The organism is Streptomyces sp. NPDC051684 (assembly GCF_044453445.1).
Taxonomy (GTDB): domain Bacteria; phylum Actinomycetota; class Actinomycetes; order Streptomycetales; family Streptomycetaceae; genus Streptomyces.
This window is the reverse complement of record NZ_JBITCS010000004.1, coordinates 233,223-250,378: the sequence shown is the minus strand read 5'-3', so window position 1 is coordinate 250,378 and position 17,156 is coordinate 233,223. Positions and strand designations below refer to the sequence as shown.

General features: G+C 71.8%; 15 protein-coding genes. 7 read left to right on the top strand and 8 right to left on the bottom strand.

The window, feature by feature from the left end:
• The first annotated feature begins 113 nt into the window (after positions 1–113).
• Together ACIA8D_RS07075 and ACIA8D_RS07070 are read left to right on the top strand one after the other, a co-directional pair.
• Positions 114–2,339, top strand: a complete 2,226-nt coding sequence (locus ACIA8D_RS07075) for a right-handed parallel beta-helix repeat-containing protein (protein ID WP_399229484.1) — start codon at positions 114–116, stop codon at positions 2,337–2,339.
• 118 nt (positions 2,340–2,457) lie between these two features.
• Entirely contained in the window at positions 2,458–2,682 is a 225-nt protein-coding gene (locus ACIA8D_RS07070) for a hypothetical protein (protein ID WP_399229482.1), read from the top strand.
• Between the two features lie 5 nt (positions 2,683–2,687).
• On the opposite strand, the gene thpR is transcribed toward ACIA8D_RS07070, so the two are convergent.
• From thpR to ACIA8D_RS07055, 3 genes are all read right to left on the bottom strand, one after another.
• Positions 2,688–3,293: an RNA 2',3'-cyclic phosphodiesterase gene (thpR, locus tag ACIA8D_RS07065; RefSeq protein WP_399229480.1), complete on the bottom strand. Its 606-nt coding sequence runs from the start codon at positions 3,291–3,293 to the stop codon at positions 2,688–2,690.
• 82 nt (positions 3,294–3,375) lie between these two features.
• The gene (rph, locus tag ACIA8D_RS07060) at positions 3,376–6,036 is read right to left on the bottom strand and encodes a rifamycin-inactivating phosphotransferase (RefSeq protein WP_399229479.1); all 2,661 of its coding nucleotides are present in this window, start codon (positions 6,034–6,036) and stop codon (positions 3,376–3,378) included.
• A 75-nt stretch (positions 6,037–6,111) separates the two neighbouring features.
• Positions 6,112–7,005 carry a LysR family transcriptional regulator gene (locus ACIA8D_RS07055; protein WP_399229476.1) on the bottom strand — a complete coding sequence of 298 codons (894 nt, stop codon included), beginning with the start codon at positions 7,003–7,005 and terminating at the stop codon, positions 6,112–6,114.
• A gap of 96 nt (positions 7,006–7,101) precedes the next feature.
• On the opposite strand from ACIA8D_RS07055, the gene ACIA8D_RS07050 reads away from it, so the two are divergent.
• Positions 7,102–7,863 carry a sulfite exporter TauE/SafE family protein gene (locus tag ACIA8D_RS07050; protein WP_399229474.1) on the top strand — a complete coding sequence of 254 codons (762 nt, stop codon included), beginning with the start codon at positions 7,102–7,104 and terminating at the stop codon, positions 7,861–7,863.
• Between the two features lie 46 nt (positions 7,864–7,909).
• Positions 7,910–8,806: an MBL fold metallo-hydrolase gene (locus ACIA8D_RS07045; RefSeq protein WP_399229678.1), complete on the top strand. Its 897-nt coding sequence runs from the start codon at positions 7,910–7,912 to the stop codon at positions 8,804–8,806.
• Positions 8,807–8,869: 63 nt separating this feature from the next.
• On the opposite strand, the gene ACIA8D_RS07040 is transcribed toward ACIA8D_RS07045, so the two are convergent.
• The gene (locus tag ACIA8D_RS07040; RefSeq protein WP_399229472.1) at positions 8,870–9,316 is read right to left on the bottom strand and encodes an anthrone oxygenase family protein; all 447 of its coding nucleotides are present in this window, start codon (positions 9,314–9,316) and stop codon (positions 8,870–8,872) included.
• A 95-nt stretch (positions 9,317–9,411) separates the two neighbouring features.
• Between ACIA8D_RS07040 and ACIA8D_RS07035 the strand changes: the two genes are divergently transcribed.
• Entirely contained in the window at positions 9,412–9,990 is a 579-nt protein-coding gene (locus tag ACIA8D_RS07035; RefSeq protein WP_399229470.1) for a TetR/AcrR family transcriptional regulator, read from the top strand.
• A 33-nt stretch (positions 9,991–10,023) separates the two neighbouring features.
• Here ACIA8D_RS07035 and ACIA8D_RS07030 read toward each other — a convergent pair whose 3' ends face one another.
• Together ACIA8D_RS07030 and ACIA8D_RS07025 are read right to left on the bottom strand one after the other, a co-directional pair.
• Positions 10,024–11,133 (bottom strand): P1 family peptidase, encoded by a 1,110-nt coding sequence (locus ACIA8D_RS07030; RefSeq protein ID WP_399229468.1) that lies wholly within the window; start codon positions 11,131–11,133, stop codon positions 10,024–10,026.
• Positions 11,130–11,777 carry a TetR/AcrR family transcriptional regulator gene (locus ACIA8D_RS07025; protein ID WP_399229466.1) on the bottom strand — a complete coding sequence of 216 codons (648 nt, stop codon included), beginning with the start codon at positions 11,775–11,777 and terminating at the stop codon, positions 11,130–11,132. The genes ACIA8D_RS07030 and ACIA8D_RS07025 overlap by 4 nt, the downstream gene beginning before the upstream one ends.
• Positions 11,778–11,907: 130 nt before the next feature.
• Between ACIA8D_RS07025 and ACIA8D_RS07020 the strand changes: the two genes are divergently transcribed.
• The gene (locus ACIA8D_RS07020) at positions 11,908–13,374 is read left to right on the top strand and encodes an APC family permease (RefSeq protein ID WP_399229464.1); all 1,467 of its coding nucleotides are present in this window, start codon (positions 11,908–11,910) and stop codon (positions 13,372–13,374) included.
• Positions 13,375–13,637: 263 nt separating this feature from the next.
• On the opposite strand, the gene ACIA8D_RS07015 is transcribed toward ACIA8D_RS07020, so the two are convergent.
• Complete coding sequence (locus ACIA8D_RS07015; RefSeq protein ID WP_399229463.1) at positions 13,638–14,081, bottom strand: hypothetical protein; 444 nt, start codon at positions 14,079–14,081, stop codon at positions 13,638–13,640.
• A gap of 307 nt (positions 14,082–14,388) precedes the next feature.
• On the opposite strand from ACIA8D_RS07015, the gene gdhA reads away from it, so the two are divergent.
• The gene (gene gdhA, locus ACIA8D_RS07010) at positions 14,389–15,747 is read left to right on the top strand and encodes an NADP-specific glutamate dehydrogenase (RefSeq protein ID WP_399229461.1); all 1,359 of its coding nucleotides are present in this window, start codon (positions 14,389–14,391) and stop codon (positions 15,745–15,747) included.
• 33 nt (positions 15,748–15,780) lie between these two features.
• Here the strand turns inward: gdhA and ACIA8D_RS07005 are convergent, their stop codons facing one another.
• The gene (locus ACIA8D_RS07005) at positions 15,781–17,034 is read right to left on the bottom strand and encodes a PucR family transcriptional regulator (RefSeq protein WP_399229460.1); all 1,254 of its coding nucleotides are present in this window, start codon (positions 17,032–17,034) and stop codon (positions 15,781–15,783) included.
• Between the last annotated feature and the right edge of the window lie 122 nt (positions 17,035–17,156).

The window sequence follows — 17,156 nt, the reverse complement described above, 5'->3', positions numbered from 1 at the left end:
GACGTCGCGGGGCTCTGCCCCGGCCCCCGCGCCTCAATCGCCGGCGGGGCTGGATTGTGCATACCCGCCGCCGAGTCCGTCCGCAGTCCATTCGCTCGAGAGGAAGACTCCGTATGAGAATGGGTATCCGCTCGACCCGTACCGCCGCCACGGCTTTCCTGTCGGCTGTCGCTCTCTCGCTCGCCCTCCTGCCCGCGGACCAGGCGGGAGCCGTCGATACGGCGGTCCTGCACGCGGCGCCGAACGGCTCCGGTTCCGCGTGCACCCGTGCCACTCCCTGCTCGCTCGACGGCGCCCGCGACGCCGCGCGTGCCGTAACCGGTAGGAACGTCCGTGTGGAACTCGCGGGCGGCACCTACGCGTTGAGCCGTTCGCTGGACCTCGGCCCCAAGGACTCCGGAGTCACCTGGGCCGCCGCGCCCGGCGCGCGCCCCGTCCTGTCCGGAGGCCGGGCGATCACCGGCTGGTCCGCGAACGACGACGGCACCTGGACGGCTAAGGTCCCGGAAGGTGTCACCCCGCGCCAGCTCTTCGTCGACGGCGCCCGAGCCGTCCGCGCGCGGGGCGACTCCTGCGCCGCCTCCGTGTGCGACGCCACCAAGACGGGCATGACCGGCGCCGAACACACCGGCATCGACCGATGGGCCCGGCCCACCGACGCCGAGGCCGTCATCCGGGTGCGCTGGCGCAACTACCACTGCCGGATCGCCTCCGTCAGCGGTGACCACATGACGTTCGCCCAGCCCTGCTGGACCAACGCCTCCTCCGGCACCGGCCGCACCGGACCCGCCTGGGACACCACCACCGTCGACTCCGCCCGCTACGCGAAGGTGTCGTTCTTCGAGAACGCCCCCGAACTCATCGACAAACCGGGCGAGTTCGCGTGGAACTCCTACGACCGGACCGTCACCTACCTGCCGCGCCAGGGCGAGAACCCGCGCCGCTTCCAGGCGGTCACCCCCGCCACGGAAGGGCTCGTCACCCTCGACGGGGCCCACGACGTGCGCCTCGCCGGCATCGGCTTCGCGTACTCCGCCTACCGGCAGCCCTCCACCGACGAGGGCTACGCGGGCACCCAGGCCGGACTGACCCTCACCGGAGCCACTGGGCCCGTCGATCACGCCGGCCGCCACTACACCAAGCCCGCCGCCGCGCTCACCGTGCGCGGGGGCCGGGACGTGGTCGTCGACAAGGCCTCCTTCACCCGGCTCGGCGGCGCGGGCGTGATCTTCGAGCAGGGCACCCAGGACTCGACCCTCACCCGCTCCCGCTTCACCGACCTGTCCTCCGGAGCCGCCTACATCGGCGACACGGAACCCCGGCCGTCCGTCGAACTCGCCGGCGCCCGCAACACGGTGTCGTACAACACCGTCCGGCACACCGGTGTGGAGTACACGGACGCCGTCGGCATCTGGGCGGGCTACGAGGCGGGCACCGCCATCGACCACAACACCCTCGAAGACCTGCCGTACTCCGGCATCTCCGTCGGCTGGGGCTGGAACCAGCCCGAGGTCCAGAAGTCCGTCCTGCGCGACAATCGCATCACGAACAACCGGATCACCGACGCCATGCGTGTCGCCGACGACCAGCACGACGGCGGCGCCATCTACACGCAGGGCGCCCAGCCCGGCACCGTGATCTCCGGGAACTACCTCAACCGCAGCGCGTACGGGAACACCGAGCGCGACGGCAACGGCATCTACCTCGACGAACAGTCCAGCCACATCACCGTCACCCGCAACGTCCTGACCCGGCTCGGCTACAAGTGGGTCTCCAACTGGGCCGACTACGGCATCGACAACCACGCCACCGGCAACTGGACGGACACCGACGCGCCCGCCCTCGGCGGTACCGGTTCGACGATGACCGACAACCACACCAAGCTCGACCGACTGCCCGCGGAGGCGGTACGGGTCGCAGGCGCGGCAGGCTCGGCCCCCCACGGCAACGTCGAACAGCTCCGCCGCGACCTCGCCCGCACCGGTACCGCCACCCAGTCCTCCACGGACGGCACCGCCACCGCGGCCCGTGCGACCGACGGCGACACCTCCACCGACACTCGCACCCAGGCCGAGCCGGGTGCCTGGTGGCAGGTCGACCTCGGCGCCGTCCGGCACATCGGCCAGGTGGAGGTCTGGAACGACGCGTCGACGACCACCGGCGACTTCGACGTGCAGCTCGCCAGGTCCGCCGACTTCTCGGACGCGACGACCGCACACATCACGGGCAAGGCTCTGCGCCCCACCCTCCTCGACACCAACACCGAGGCCCGCTACGTCCGCATCCAGCTGAAGGGAACGGGCCGGGTCGGCCTGAGCCACGTACTGGTGCACCTCTGACGGGAGGCTCAAAACGCGAGTGAGCGGGGGCGGTCACGGTCCGCCCCCGCTCACTCGCGGCCGCTCCAGGGCGACGCCTCTCGAAAACCGGCCCGAGGCCACCTCCTAGACTGGCCCGGTGACCGACAACACCTGCACCCACTGCGGCACCGGCGGCCTGGAAGACGGATTCATCGAGGACGCCGGGGAGCATTCGCGCGGCTACGCGCGCTGGATCGAAGGCGCCCTGGAGCGCGGCCTCTTCGGCGGTGCCAAGCGGCTCGGCCGGCCCCGTCGACGGATCGAGGCGCGGCGCTGCCCCAAGTGCGGGCACCTCGAACTGTTCGCCATCGACAAGGTGTAGCCCCGTCAGGTCCTCGGCTGCTCCGCGGCTCCGCCCGCCAACTCCCACGCCGCGATGTCCCGATAGCGCCTCGGCGGGGGCGTGTTCCCGGGAGTGCTGCCCACCAGGTGCAGGCGCAGTGCGCGCCAGGGGCGGCCGGTGAAGGGGGCGAGAGCGGTCGCCGCCTCCGGGACGGATGTCGTGTCGTGGCGGCGGGCGCGCGCCAGTGTCAGGTGGGGGCGCAGCGGGCGTTCGGGGAAGTCGACCCCGCAGGCCCTGACTTGTTTGCGGACCGCTTCGGACAGCAGGTGCAGGCCGTCGAGGTCGCCCAACACGCCGCTCCACAACACCCGTTCGTCGAAATGCCCGCCGCCGGACAGCGTCAACCCGGGGGAGGGGTGGGCGGTCGCCAGCTCGGCGAGTGGCCGCCGCAGCCGCTCGACCGCCTCCACCGACTGCTCGCCGAGGAACGCCAACGTGATGTGCCAGTCCTCGATGCGGTTCTCCCGCAGCCGGGGATGGGCGGCGTAGACCGGGCGCAGGGCGTGGGCCAGTTCGTCCTTCGCGTCGTCGGGCGGGGCGAGCGCGACGAACGCGCGCAGGGTGGCGGCGGGTTGGGACGGGGCGGTCACGTGTGCCTTCGTGTCAGTCTCGGGCGAGAGTCGATCGTCGATGGGTGGAGGGCGTCGAGGGAGCGCGGCGGTGGAGGCCCGGTCACTCCAAGAGCTCGATGTAACCGTCCGTCCCGTGCACCCGGATCCGTTGACCGTCCCGGATCAGCCGGGTCGCCCCCGCCACGCCCACGACCGCCGGCAGACCGTACTCCCGGGCGATCACCGCGCCGTGCGTCATCAGCCCGCCCACCTCCGTGACCAGGCCCGCCACCGCGACGAACAGCGGCGACCAACTGGGGTCCGTGTAGGCCGTGACCAGGATGTCGCCCGCCTCCAGATCGGCCTCCGCCATGTCGAGGACGACCCGTGCCCGCCCCTCGATCGTCCCCGCGGAGACCGGCAGGCCGACCAGTGCGCCGTCCGGCACGTCCTCGCGCCGGTACGTTCCGCTGACGGCCTCACCGTCCGACGTGAGCACGCGCGGCGGGGTGAGCGACTGATACGCACGGAAGTCGTCCCGGCGCCGCTGGATGAGCGCGCCGTCCGCCCGGTTCGTGCGGACGACGTCGTGGAGTTCCTGGAACGTGAGGTGGTGGATGTCCACCGGGTCGGCGAGCACACCTGCCTGGACCAGGCGTTCCGCCTCCGCCGACAGGGCCTGCTTGTAGATGAAGTAGCGGCGGATGATGCCGTACTTGGGGTACTCGCGGTATCCGATGAAGGTGCGGACCCGCTCGATCATCCGGCGGGTCTCCTCGGCCTTCTCCTCCCCGTCCACAGGTAGGGCGCGCAGGCGCGCCAGTACGTCCGCTTCCTTCTGGCGCGCCTTCTCCAGGCCCTCCTCGAACCTCCGCTCCGCGGCGCCCGGTTCGAAGTTGCGTACGTTGTCGAGGATCACGGGGACGAGCGTGGTGGGGCGTTCGCTCCAGCGCGGCCGCGTGATGTCGATCTCGCCGACGCAGCGCATGCCGTACCGGTCGAGGTACACCTCGATGGCCTCGCGGGCCTCGGGGCCGCCCGCGCGCTTGGCCAGCTCGTCCAGGAAGGTGTCGTCCGCGAGGTGCCCGGCGTCCTGGAGGAAGGCGAGCACCTCGGGGAGCGGGCGGATGACGTCGGCGACATTGAGCAGGGCGAGGCCCATCTCCGACGTGACGTTGCCGGGGGCGGAGAGCGTGAGGGTGTCGGTGGCGTTCTTCTCGCCCAGCCACTCGTGCAGCTTGTCGTTGAGCCACCACGTGGCCTGCATGCCCGCCATGACGGCCTGCATGCTCAGCCGGTCCCCGAGGGCACGTTTGTGCTCCTCGAAGGCGTCGAGCAGGAAGTCGAACAGCGCGGGACCGGTCTTCGTCCGGATGTCGCGCTCCAGGGCGGCGATGGATTCCTGGCTGCGTTCGATCAGTCCGGCGACGACGGCCGGGTCGGTCGGGACGGGGGCGGGCGGTGCGGCGCCGGCCGGTGGCGTGGCGGGCGTCGGGTCCGGGAGCGTCGGGACGAAGTCGCCGCGGTCGAGGACGGTTTCGAGGGCGTCCCTGAACAGCGGGTCGCCCCTGCCCACGAGGTCGAGGAGGCTCGCGCGGCTCGTGGGCGCGCCCAGGCGCCGGGTGGCGTCGACAAACAGCCGGCCACCGGCCTCGTGCATCGGCGCCATCGCGGTCAACTGCCATACGGAGATGCCCAGCGGCCGCATCGGGTCGGTCATCATCTGCTGATGGCCGACGGAGAGGTAGACGTGATTCTCCGCGTCGTCCCGCTCGGGGACCGGGAACAGTGTCGTGATCGGACGGCTCTGCACGATCCGGAACCCGGCACCGGCACCGGCCTCGGCATCGTCACCGGCCTCGGCCTCGGTGTCGGCTTCGGTCAGGCACCATTCGATGTCCTGCGGCCGCCCGAAGTGCGCCTCGATCCGCCGCCCGAGCTCCACCAGCCGTACGACCTGCGCGTCCGTGAGGGACGGCTGCTCCTGCCGCCGCGCGTCGAGCGTCACTTCCTCCGTGCCGCCGCCCGGCAGCGCGTACACCGCACGTTCCTTGGTGGCGATGGTCCGCTCGACGACCGCGCCGTCGCGCACCCGGAACACGTCCGGGTTCACCAGACCGGAGACCAGGGCCTCGCCGAGGCCGAAGCCGGCGTCCACGGTGGCGACCTTGCGGTTGCCCGAGACCGGGTCGGCCGTGAACAGGACGCCGGAGGACTCGGGGCGCACCATCCGCTGGACGACCACGGCCATGTCGACCGTCCGGTGATCGATGCCCGCCCGCTGCCGGTAGGTCACGGCCCGCTCGGAGAACAGGGAGGCCCAGCACCGGCCGATGTGCCGGAGGATCGCATCCGGCCCGACGATGTTCAGGTACGTGTCCTGCTGGCCGGCGAAGGAGGCCGTCGGCAGGTCCTCCGCGGTGGCGCTGGAGCGGACGGCGCAGGCGGCCTCCTCGCCGAGGTCCGAGAGCGCGCGCCTGACGTCGGCCGCGAGGTCGGCCGGGACGCCGATCCCCTCGATGGTCCGGCGGATCTCCGCACTGAGCGTCCGGATCGTCTCCCGGCCGTCCGGATCCGTGCGCTCCAGCCGGTCGAGAAGACCGTCGAGCGACGGCGCGTGCGCCACGGCCCGCCGGAAGGCGCCCGTCGTCACGCAGAACCCGGCCGGGACCCGGACGCCGTCGATCCGGGCGAGGCCGCCCAGGTGCGCGCCCTTGCCGCCGACGAGGGCGACGTGCGTCTCGTCGACCTCCTGAAGACCCACCACGTACTGCTCGCTCACTGCGTTGCCTCCCGGGCGGCCGTCCGTTGCTGACAGCTCACTATGGATGACGTGTGCCGCACCGTGTGCGACGGGTCATGAATCCGACGCCGCCCGGCGCAGGTGTTCGGCGAGCGCCTCGGCCGCAGGCGACGCGCCGCCGTCCTCGGCGCCCCAGGCCAGCAGATGGCGCCGACGGGCCCACGGCTCCTGCAATTCGCACACGTCGAGGGTGTGGCGGGGGTCGATCGCGCGGCGCGGCACGACGGCGAGCCCGGCGCCCGCGGCGGCGAGGGACACCAGGACGTTCAGGTCGGCGACCGTGGTGCGGTGGCGCACCACCGGCGCGTGCGGCCCGATCCGCTTCTCGATCCAGCGGCGCAGCGAGGAGCCGGCGTCGAGGCCCACGAGCGGGTGCTCGGCGACCTCGCCGTACGTCAGCGAGGTCCGCCCGTCGAGGACGCCGCCCGCCTGGCCGATCACCACCAGGGAGTCGTCGCCCAGGGGCTCCGTGCGCAGACCGCTGTCGCCCGCCTCGTCGTCGATGACGACCCCGAGGTCCGCCTCCCCGTCGGCGAGCCTGCGCACGGTCCGCGGCGTGCGGCTCTCGGACACGGTGACGTCGGTGTCCGGGTGGGCGCGCAGGAACGGGACCAGGGCGTGCGGCACGAGCCGGTGCATCGCGGATCCGCCGCACAGCAGGGTCAGTCGGGCGTTCGGGGACCGGGTGTAGCTCGCCACGGCGCTGTCGAGCCGCGCGGTGCGGTCCAGGACGTCGCGTGCGTGACGGGCCAGCGTCGCCCCCGCGGGAGTGGGCCGTACGCCCCGGCGGCCGCGGATCAACAGCGCCACTCCGGCGTGGTGTTCCAGCGAGCGGACCCGGGCGCTGGCCGAGGGCAGGCTCAGGTGCATGCGGCGGGCGCCCGCCGTGATCGAGCCCTCCGTGACGATGTGGAGGAAGAGCCGCAGGTCGTCCAGGTCGTAGCGCACAGGACAAGGATAGGGCCGGAGCCTAAGGCGGAGCCTTAGGCTGGGGACGTCGATGACGCATTGTGGTGTCGAGCGTCGGCGGGTGATGCTCTGCGGGTGATCGAGCCCTTCCTTGTCCTGCTGGCCGGCGTCGCCGCCGGAGCCCTGAACGCCATCGGCGGCGGTGGAACCTTCGTGGCGCTGCCCGCACTCGTCGCCGTCGGCCTGCCACCGGTGGTCGCGAACGCCGTGTCGCGCGTCGCCCTCGTGCCCGGCGCGGTCGCCAGCGCGTGGGTCTACCGGCGTGAACTCGCCCCCGTCGGAGCTACGTCCACGAAGGCGCTGACGGCGATCAGTGTGGCCGGCGGAGCCGTGGGCGCGGGGCTGCTCCTGGTGCTCCCCGCGTCCTCCTTCGACGCGGCGGTGCCGTGGCTGCTCGCGTTCGCGACGGTGGTCCTGGCCTTCGGGCGTCATCTGTCGAGCGCGTTGACCCGTGCGCTCGGCCGCCCGGTCGGCATGAGTGCGCGCGGCGTCCTGGTAGGACAGTTCTTCCTCGGTATCTACGGCGGTTACTTCGGCGGAGCCGTAGGCATCCTGATGCTCGCGCTGTGGGGCGTCGGCTTCGGCCTCGACGCCGCGGCCGGCAATCCGATGCGGGTCACCCAGCTCGCCGCCATCTACCTCAGCGCGACCGTGCTCTTCCTGCTCGCCTCGGACGCGCTGAGCGCGCCGCTTCTCCTCATGGCCATGCTGGTCGGCGCCGTGGCGGGCGGTTACGTCGGCGCCCATCTGGCCCGCCGTCTCTCCGCCCGGCTGCTGCGGGGCGTCCTGTTGGCGACGGCCGTCGTCACGACCGTGCTGTACTTCCTGCGCGGGTGACCCGCCTTGTGGCGGTGCCGGGCGCGGTCCGATAGAAACGGTGACCATGGACCCCCGCCCCACCGGATACACCACCGAGGAGTACGGCGCGGTGAGCGTGCTCGTCGGCGCCCGCAACGGCGCCTACCCGGGCGCCAATTCGCTGCTCGTACGCGGCACGGACGCCGCACTGGTCGTCGACCCGTCGCTGTCGCTCGTCGGCGGCGCGCCGCCCGCGGACCTCGTTCTCGTGAGCCACGCGCACGAGGACCACATCGCGGGACTCGGGCGCTACGACGTGCCGGTGCACGTGCACCACGGCGACCTCGACGCGCTGCGTTCGCGCGCTGCCCTGATCGCCGCGCTCGGCCTGCCGCCGGACACGGTCGAGGCCGTCGACGCGCAGATGCGGGACGAGTTCCATGTAACGGGGCGCCCCGACGCGCAGGCGTTCGGGGACGGCACCGTCTTCGACCTGGGCGGGCGCACGGTGACCGTCGTCCACCTCCCCGGACACACCGCGGGCCACAGCGGATTCCTGGTCGAGCCCGACGGCTTCCTGTTCGTCGCTGACATCGACCTCACCTCGTTCGGGCCGTACTACGGCGACGTGGGCAGCAGCCTCGTCGACTTCGAGGCGTCGATGCGGCGCTGCGCGGAGATCGACGCCCGCTGGTACGGCACCGCCCACCAGAAGGGTGTGATCGAGGGAGCGGCGGAGTTCCGCCGCCGGCTCGACGCGTACGCGGGGGTGGTGGACAAGCGTGATGCCGAACTGCTCGCCTTCCTGTGCGAACCGCGCACGCCGGACGAGATCGCCGACCACCGGCTGGTGTACCGGCCGCACGTCGAGGGGCCGAACATCCGGCCCGTGGAACTGCGCACGGCGCGGCGGCACTTGGATCGCCTGATGGCGCAGGGGCGGGTCGAGGAAGTGGCGGCCGGACGCTTCCGTGCCGCGTAGGGACGCGGAACGCGGGGGAGTCCGCGGCGCCCCGCGGACTCACGGCGGCGCCGCCCCATGCGCTCAGAGCAGCGCCGCGACCAGCACGGCGAACGCGGCGACGATGACGGCGACGCGGACGTAGTGGTAGCGGTCCCAGCGGTGCACCTGCTCCTTCCAGTCCGCGGGCCGGTTCCCGGCGGTCCACGTCTTGCTCTGGTTGTTGATCGGGACGAGCAGCAGGATCGACATGACGACGCTGACGAGCAGCAGCGCGGCGGCGACGACGAGGAGATACGTGCCGTCGTCGCCCCACGCGGCGACGGCCCAGATCGCGATGAGGACGAGCGATCCGATGTACCAGACGGGCATCACGGCGCCGAGCATCCGGCCCCCGTGCGAGCGGGCCTGCTGATTGGCGTCGTCTGCCAGGCCCCTGAAGATCGGGTTCATGACGAAGGCGACGGAGAACTCCACCCCCACCATCACGCCGAGAACCACGGTGGTGAAGACCTCAAGTGCGTTGAGCATGGTGCCCCCTCTTGAGAGATATCTAGCAGCGCTAGATGATGGGGCAATGCTAGCTCTACTGCCGCTCGGTTGTCTAGCGGTGCTAGCATCGGGTCATGTCGGTACAGGAACGCAAGGAGCGTGAACGCGCGAGCCGCGAGCGGCTCATCGTGGCGACGGCCCGCGAACTCGCCGAGCGGCAGGGCTGGGACGCGGTCACCACCCGAAAGCTGGCCGAGCGCATCGAATACAGCCAGCCCGTCCTCTACAGCCACTTCCGGGGCAAGCGCGAGATCATCGGCGCCGTCGCCCTCGGCGGCGCCGCCGAGCTGGCCGAGGCGCTGCGGTCCGCGACCGCCGCCGCGGACGGCCCGCGCGCCCGGGTCACCGCTCTCGCCCGCGCCTATCTCGATTTCGCCGAGCGCAACCCGGCGGTCTACGACGCCGTGTTCAGCCTCGACGGGGGACTCGCGTTCGCGCGCGAGGACACCCCGGAGCCGCTGAAGGACGCCTTCGCGGCCCTGCTGGAGTGCCTCGCCGACGTGTCGGGGGAAGGCGTCCACCCGGGGCTCTTCACCGAGGTGTTCTGGGCCTCCCTGCACGGTCTCGCGACGCTGGGCCGCGCGGGCCGGCTGCCGTCCGCGTATGTGGAACAGCGCTTGGAGCTGCTGGTGGACCGGCTCGCCGTGCTGTGACGTGCCGGCGGCCGAACTGGCAGGGAGGGGGCGTCACTTGAGGAGTTCGCGGACCCGGTCGTGCGGGAGTGCCGGAGTGCGGTGCCCGTCCCGGCCGGTCATCTCCGCGTTCGCCACGAGGGCGTTGAGGACCGCCTCCTCGACCGCCTGGACCACGGCCTCGTAGAAGGGGTCGATGCGGCCCCAGGGGATGCTGCGCAGCACGTCGTAGTCGTCGGCCGTCGGCTCGCCGGCCGGGAAGGTGCTCTTCAGTGCGCCGGCGTTGGCGGTCGACATGGCCAGGAAGATGTCCCCGGAGAAGTGGCCCCCGGTGGTGCCTGTGCGGCCGAGGCCGATGGGGACGCGGCGGGCCAGTGCCTTGCACTGTCCGGGCAGCAGCGGCGCGTCGGTGACGATCGCGACGATGACGGAACCCGCCCCGCCCGGCGCCAGCCAGTCGGTGTCCTCCATGGGATTGTCGTCGAGCAGCCGGCGGCCCATCGGCGTTCCGGCGATGGTGAGTTCGCGCCGGTCGCCGAAGTTCGCCTGGACGAGCGCGCCCACCGTGTACCGGTCGGGACCGTGGTCCACCACGCGCGACGCGGTGCCCGAACCGCCCTTGAAGCCATAGCAGTTCATGCCGGTGCCGCCGCCCACCGAACCCTCCTCCAGCGGGCCGCGGGCGGCCGACTCGATGGCCGTGACGGCGTGTTCGGCGCGCACGTGCGGGCCGTTGATGTCGTTGAGGTAGCCGTCCCACGTCTCGGCGACGACGGGCAGCAGCCACTGCCGGGCGAGCGCGGGATGGTGCTTCGCCGCCCAGTCGATGACGCCGCGGTGCACGGTGCCGACCGCGTGGGTGTTGGTGACGCAGACCGGCAGGGTCAGTGCGCCGGTCTCCTCGATCCATGTGGTGCCGGTCATCTCGCCGTTGCCGTTGAGCGAGTACCAGCCGGCCGCGCAGGGGGTGCCCACGGCGTCGCGGCCCCGCGGCAGCAGCGCGGTGACCCCGGTGCGCACCGAATCGCCCTCGACGAGTGTCACGTGCCCGACCTCCACGCCGGGCACATCGGTCACCGCGTTCCAGGGGCCGGGAGTGCCGTCGAAGGGGATGCCGAGGGCGCGGGCCCGGGGGCGGCCCGAGGGTGTGGTGTCGGTGGTCATGACGCGGGGTCCTCCGGGGTGGTGGCCGTGGGGCGGTCGGCGACGAGGTCGGCGCAGCCGGTCGCGGTGCGGGCGTAGCCGAGGATCAGGTCCAGCGCGCGCCGGTTGGTGACGACGGAGCTGCTCGCGATGATGTGCAACCCGTAGGCGTCCTCCAGGCCGACCAGATTGGTGGCGATGTCGAGGGCGGGCTCGCTCAGTCGGAAGTGCCCCTGCGCGACACCCACCTCCAGGATGCCCATGTACAGCACCACTTGACGGTCGGTCAGGCCCTCGATGTGGGCCTGCTGGACCGGGTCGTCGGGCAGATCGGAGCTGAACCGGTACAGGGCCCGCACCAGCTCGTCGTCCGGACCGTACGGAAGGCCGCAGTGGGCCGACGCCACCAGTTTGTCGCGGGCGTCGGACAGTGCCGAGACCCTGGCCCTGCGCCGGGTGAAGAAGCGGTCGACGGCGTCCTTGTAGACCTGGCGCAGCAGTTCGTCGAGGTCCTGGAAGTAGTAGTGCACGGAGCCCCGGGCCACGCCCGCGGCGTCCGCGATGTCGGCCACGCGGACCCGGGCCGGGCCGTGCTTGCTGACGGCGCGGGTCGCGGCGGCCACGAGCTGGGCCCGCCGCGCGGTCTGGTTCTTTGGTCTCGCCACGCCTCAATCTTTGGCGACTCGACCAAGAAATTCAAGAGAAGCGGAACTATCCGTTGACAGGAGTGTCTTGCTGGAATTTGGTTGGGGCGCCAAAGAATCCAATGCGGCATCCGGCACAGGGGAGAGACCGATGGACGAAGAGCTCACGGAGGGCAGCGGAGCCCCCGCCGCACCGACCGGTTTCGCGCGGCCGGACGCCCCGGCGCCCGAGGCCGGCCCCAAGTACGCCCAGCAGCTGTCGCGTTCGCTGACCTTCAAGGAGAACGTGCTGATCACGCTCTCCTCCGTCACCCCCGCCTCCAGCGTGTTCATCATCGTGCCGTCGGTCGTCCAGGGCATCGGCGGCGCCTCCACGATCGCCTTCGCCATCGCCGCGCTGGCAGGCGTGTTCATGGCCTTCTGCTACGCCGAACTCTCCAGCCGCTATCCGGTCACCGGAGGCGAATACGCCTTCGCTGCCCGCACGTTGGGCAGGCCGACCGGCTTCGCGACGTTCGTGCTCGCGCTCGTCGGAGGCATCGGCATCCTGGCCGTCGTCGCCCTGGGGACCGGTGACTACCTCGGCGTCGTGTGGGGCTCCCTGCACGGCAAGGGCGTCGGCGTCGCCGTGGTGCTCATCGCCACGGTCGTCGCGCTGTTCAACATCCGCACCAACGCGTGGGTCACCGGCGTGTTCCTCTTCCTGGAACTGGCGGCCCTCGTGGTGCTCGCCGTGCTCGGCCTCCTCCACGTCGACCAGCCGGTCTCGACCCTGTGGACCGCGCAGACGCTCGGCCACTCCGGCGTGCTCGAAGGGGCCTCCTGGGGACTGGTCGCGGCGGGCACGACCACCGCCATGTTCGCCTACAACGGCTATGGGACCGCGGTGTACTTCTCCGAGGAGACCCGCGAGGCCGGGGCGACGATCGGCCGCGCCATCCTGTGGTCCCTCGGCGTCACCGTGGCCGTCGAGATGATCCCGCTGATCGCGGTGCTGCTCGGGACGCCGAGCCTGCCCGACCTCATCGGGTCGGACGCGCCGATGAACTACTTCCTGCTGGCCCGGGGCAACGGCACCCTCAACACCGTCGTCAGCCTGGGCGTCGCCCTGGCCGTCATCAACGCGGTCATCGCGATGATGTTGCAGATGGGCCGCCTGCTGTACTCCTCGGCGCGGGACGGCTCCTGGCCGGACGCGGTCGGCCGCCCGCTGGCCGCCGTACACCCCCGCATGAAGACTCCGATCCCCGCGACGCTGGCCGTCGGCGTGGCCACGGCGCTCGCGGCCTGGCTGGTCCCCTTCTCCACGCTGCTCCTGGCCACCGGCGCCAACCTGCTCGTGCTCTACGCCGTCGTGGCCCTGTCGGCCCTCGTCGGACGCCTCACCGGGCGCACCGCGGCGGCCGCGTACCGGATGCCCCTCGGCATCACCGGCCCGCTCGTGATTCTCGCGGTGATGGCCTACGTGGCGTGGGAGACGGCGACCACCGACTGGGCGCCGATGGTGATCACCCTCGCCGTCTTCGCCACCGGGTATCTGTACTACTACGGCTATCTCCACGCCCGCCGCGAGGAGCGCTGGACGCTGCCCGAGCCGGCCGACGAGGAGAGCGTCTGACGGCCCACCGGCCGGTCCGCGCACCCGACGGCCGCGCGAACCACGTGCCCACCATGTGAAGGCGGCCGGGGAGTCCGGTGCAATTCGTCAACCCGGTGCCGGATGGCAGAACATGGCGGATCGCGGCTCGTTAGCTCCCGTGAGACCGGCTGCGGCACCTGTCGCGTGATGAGCGTACGGGGGAGTGCACACTCCGTGGCCGGCCTCTTCCCCTCCGGCCCGGCCCCGCTTCCTCGAACCAGCGGGGCCGGGCCGGAGGGTTTTCAGCGGGTCAGCGGATCGTCGCCCAGCGGGGTCCGCGGCGCGGGAGCCGGGGTGATCGTCCGGTACGCCGCCCGGGCGTGGGACAGGCGGGCCCACAGCGTGCCGACGAGGGTGGCGGTGAGCAGGCAGGTGAGCCACACCGTGTCACGGTGGCCGATCCAGCTGAGGGTGCCCGCGGGAGGAATGGCGAAGCCGTTGAGGAACAGCCAGCACAGCACGGCCGTGCCGGGCGCCGCGGTGAAGCGGGCGCAGAAGCCGAGGCCCGCGGCGAGCAGGGCGAGCGCGGTCAGCGCGAGCCAGGGGCGGCCCGGTCCGAGGAAGGTGTTGATGAGCGCCACGAGCAGCAGGGCGGTGCCACCGGTCACCGCCCACACCAGCGGCGTGGCCACGGGCCGGGGGACGGGACGCGGTCCGGTGCTCTCGACGGACACCCACTTGATCACGCGCACGCTTCCTTCCGGCCGGCTTCGGACGCCAGGGTTGTATTCTCCCTCACCGCTTCCCGCGCCCGGAAGGCCATGACCGAATGACCGCAATGGTGCGATACAGGGCTTTTGTGCAGGGCGAAACTCCGTGAATGCCTTCCCGGGTCGTCCGGAATCCGGATGGCACTGGTCAAGTGGTTTACGTGCGCGTAACACTTACCCCTGTCCCACGCACGGCAATGGCGCCGCGCGCTCATCGAACGACCGGACCCGAGCGAGCCGCACCCGCAAGGAAATGGCGACTGCCGAGCCCGAAAGGCTTTCAGTGACGACGCGAACCAACACGCAGGACACCCTCGGCACCCTCCTTGCCGAGATCGAAAAGCGAAACCCCGCGCAGCCCGAGTTCCACCAGGCCGTGCACGAAGTCCTCGAGACCCTCGCCCCGGTGCTCCAGGCCCGCCCCGAGTACGCCGACGCCGCCCTCGTGGAGCGGCTCGTCGAGCCTGAGCGGCAGGTCATGTTCCGGGTGCCGTGGCAGGACGACCACGGCCGGGTGCACGTCAACCGAGGGTTCCGCGTCGAGTTCAACAGTGCGCTCGGCCCCTACAAGGGCGGTCTGCGCTTCCACTCGTCGGTCAACCTCGGCGTCATCAAGTTCCTCGGCTTCGAGCAGATCTTCAAGAACGCGCTGACGGGTCTCGGTATCGGCGGCGGCAAGGGCGGCAGCGACTTCGACCCGCACGGGCGCAGCGACGCCGAGGTCATGCGGTTCTGCCAGTCGTTCATGACGGAGCTCTACCGGCACATCGGCGAGCACACCGACGTACCCGCGGGCGACATCGGCGTGGGCGGCCGCGAGATCGGCTACCTCTTCGGCCAGTACCGACGCATCACCAACCGCTGGGAGGCCGGCGTCCTCACCGGCAAGGGCCAGGGCTGGGGCGGCTCGCTGATCCGCCCGGAGGCGACCGGGTACGGCAACGTCCTGTTCGCCGAGGCCATGCTGCGCGAGCGCGGCGAGGACCTGGAGGGCCAGACGGCCGTCGTGTCCGGCTCGGGCAACGTCGCCATCTACAGCATCGAGAAGCTGCAGGCCCTCGGTGCCAACCCCGTCACCTGCTCCGACTCCTCCGGCTACGTCGTCGACGAGAAGGGCATCGACCTCGAACTGCTCAAGCAGATCAAGGAGGTTGAGCGGGGTCGCGTCGACTCCTACGCCGAACGCCGCGGCTCCTCCGCCCGGTTCGTGCCCGGCGGGAGTGTCTGGGACGTCGCCGGCGATGTGGCGCTGCCGTCCGCCACGCAGAACGAGCTGGACGAGAACGCCGCCGCCACGCTGATCCGCAATGGTGTCAAGGCGGTCTCCGAGGGCGCGAACATGCCGACGACGCCGGAGGCCGTGCACGCGTTCCAGAAGGCGGGCGTCGCCTTCGGCCCTGGCAAGGCGGCCAACGCGGGCGGTGTCGCCGTCAGCGCGCTGGAGATGGCGCAGAACCACGCGCGTACGTCGTGGACCGGGCAGCGGGTCGAGGACGAGCTGGCGCACATCATGAAGGACATCCACGCCACCTGCCACGAGACCGCCGAGCGCTACGGCGCCCCCGGCGACTACGTGACCGGCGCGAACATCGCGGGCTTCGAGCGCGTCGCCGACGCGATGCTGGCGCAGGGCGTCATCTGAGCCTCGCCGTGCAGGTGGCAACGGGGGTCACGACTACGGGGCGTCCGTCGCGTCGAGCGCGCTGATCGCGGCCCGGACGCGGAGTGCGTCCGGGCCCGATGTCACGTCGAGGCCCGTGATCTCGGCGGCGCGGCGCAGCCGGTAGTCGACCGTGTTCGGGTGCACGCACAGTTCGTGTGCGGTGCGACGGCGGCTCAACCCGCACCGCAGGTACCCGCGCACGGTGGCCAGCAACTCGGGGCGTGCCGCCAACGGCCGCATCAGGTCGGCCAGTTCGTCCCGGGCCGGGCCGGGACGCATCAGCTGGTACTCGAGGAGCACGTCCGGGAGCCGGTAGAGGCCCGGGGGCCGCTCCGAGGCCGCCGCCACCCGGCGGACCTCCCGCGCCAGCGCGACCGCCGTGGGAACGTCCGCGGGCGCGGCGGCCGTCGCGCCCGCCATGATGTCGACCCCGGCGACCCGGCACATGTGGGAGACGGCGCCGGCCAGCCGCGCCCAGTCCTGATGTGCGACCCGGTCGGCCGCCGTCCGGCAAGGGATCAGGGCCAGACCGCCGTCGCCGGACAGCGCCGAAAGGACCGTGCCGTCGACGTGCCGGTCCAGCTCCACCCGCAGCCGGCGCAGCTTGCGCTTGCCCGCGATGACCGGACTCACCCCGTCGAGCGCCTCGTCGGGGTGAGTGCCGATGGACAGGTCGAGGACCAGATAGCAGTCGGGAACGTCCAGGCCCCAACGGGCCGCGGCGCCCACCACGTCCGCCCCCTCGACCAGCGCTGTCAACAGGTCCTGGCGTGCCGACTGCTCCTCGCCGAGCACCGCCTGGCGCTCGGCGGAGTACCCGGCCACCACGGTGACCGTCATCCGCTCCAGGAACTCCAGGACCAGTGCGGTGGCGGCCCGCACATGGTCCAGGTCGTCCCCCGTCGCGTGACGCAGCATCTGCCCCAGGCACTCCTGCGCGCCGACGTGGTACGCGCGCAGCACCGCCCCGACCGGCACCCCCTCCTCCGCCCGTTTGGCCGCAGACTGACGCAGCGCCAGAAAACGCCCCTCGCCGGGGAGCCGGCCGGTGCGCAGCATCGTGGCGAAAGAGGCGATGCATTGCTCGACGACGCCCTGGATCTCGCCCCGCAGCTGCTCGCGGGGCATGGTGTCGTACACCGGCACCTGGTCGACGAGGCGGTCGAGGACGCGGGCGGTCAGCGGGGCGAGCGCATCGCTCAGGCGCTGGTGCAGGAGCACACCGTCGAAGCTCAGCGGCAGCGGCGGCGCGCCATCGCCGATCATGCTGCCTCCTTGCGGCGCCCGAGGTTACCTACGCGTAGCGCCAGTAAAGGTCGCTGGCGGGGGCCGTGGTGTCAAGGGCGGGTCCGGTGCGGCGGACGGCACTCCGCAGGGCCCGCCGCTTT

What these genes read in the sequence shown, in the direction of transcription:
- ACIA8D_RS07075 (WP_399229484.1), top strand. Translation starts at nt 114, where the DNA reads ATGAGAATGGGTATCCGCTCGACCCGTACCGCCGCCACGGCTTTCCTG.
- ACIA8D_RS07045 (WP_399229678.1), top strand. Translation starts at nt 7,910, where the DNA reads ATGGACCCCCGCCCCACCGGATACACCACCGAGGAGTACGGCGCGGTG.
- ACIA8D_RS07040 (WP_399229472.1), bottom strand. Translation starts at nt 9,316, where the DNA reads ATGCTCAACGCACTTGAGGTCTTCACCACCGTGGTTCTCGGCGTGATG.
- ACIA8D_RS07035 (WP_399229470.1), top strand. Translation starts at nt 9,412, where the DNA reads ATGTCGGTACAGGAACGCAAGGAGCGTGAACGCGCGAGCCGCGAGCGG.
- ACIA8D_RS07030 (WP_399229468.1), bottom strand. Translation starts at nt 11,133, where the DNA reads ATGACCACCGACACCACACCCTCGGGCCGCCCCCGGGCCCGCGCCCTC.
- ACIA8D_RS07020 (WP_399229464.1), top strand. Translation starts at nt 11,908, where the DNA reads ATGGACGAAGAGCTCACGGAGGGCAGCGGAGCCCCCGCCGCACCGACC.
- ACIA8D_RS07005 (WP_399229460.1), bottom strand. Translation starts at nt 17,034, where the DNA reads ATGATCGGCGATGGCGCGCCGCCGCTGCCGCTGAGCTTCGACGGTGTG.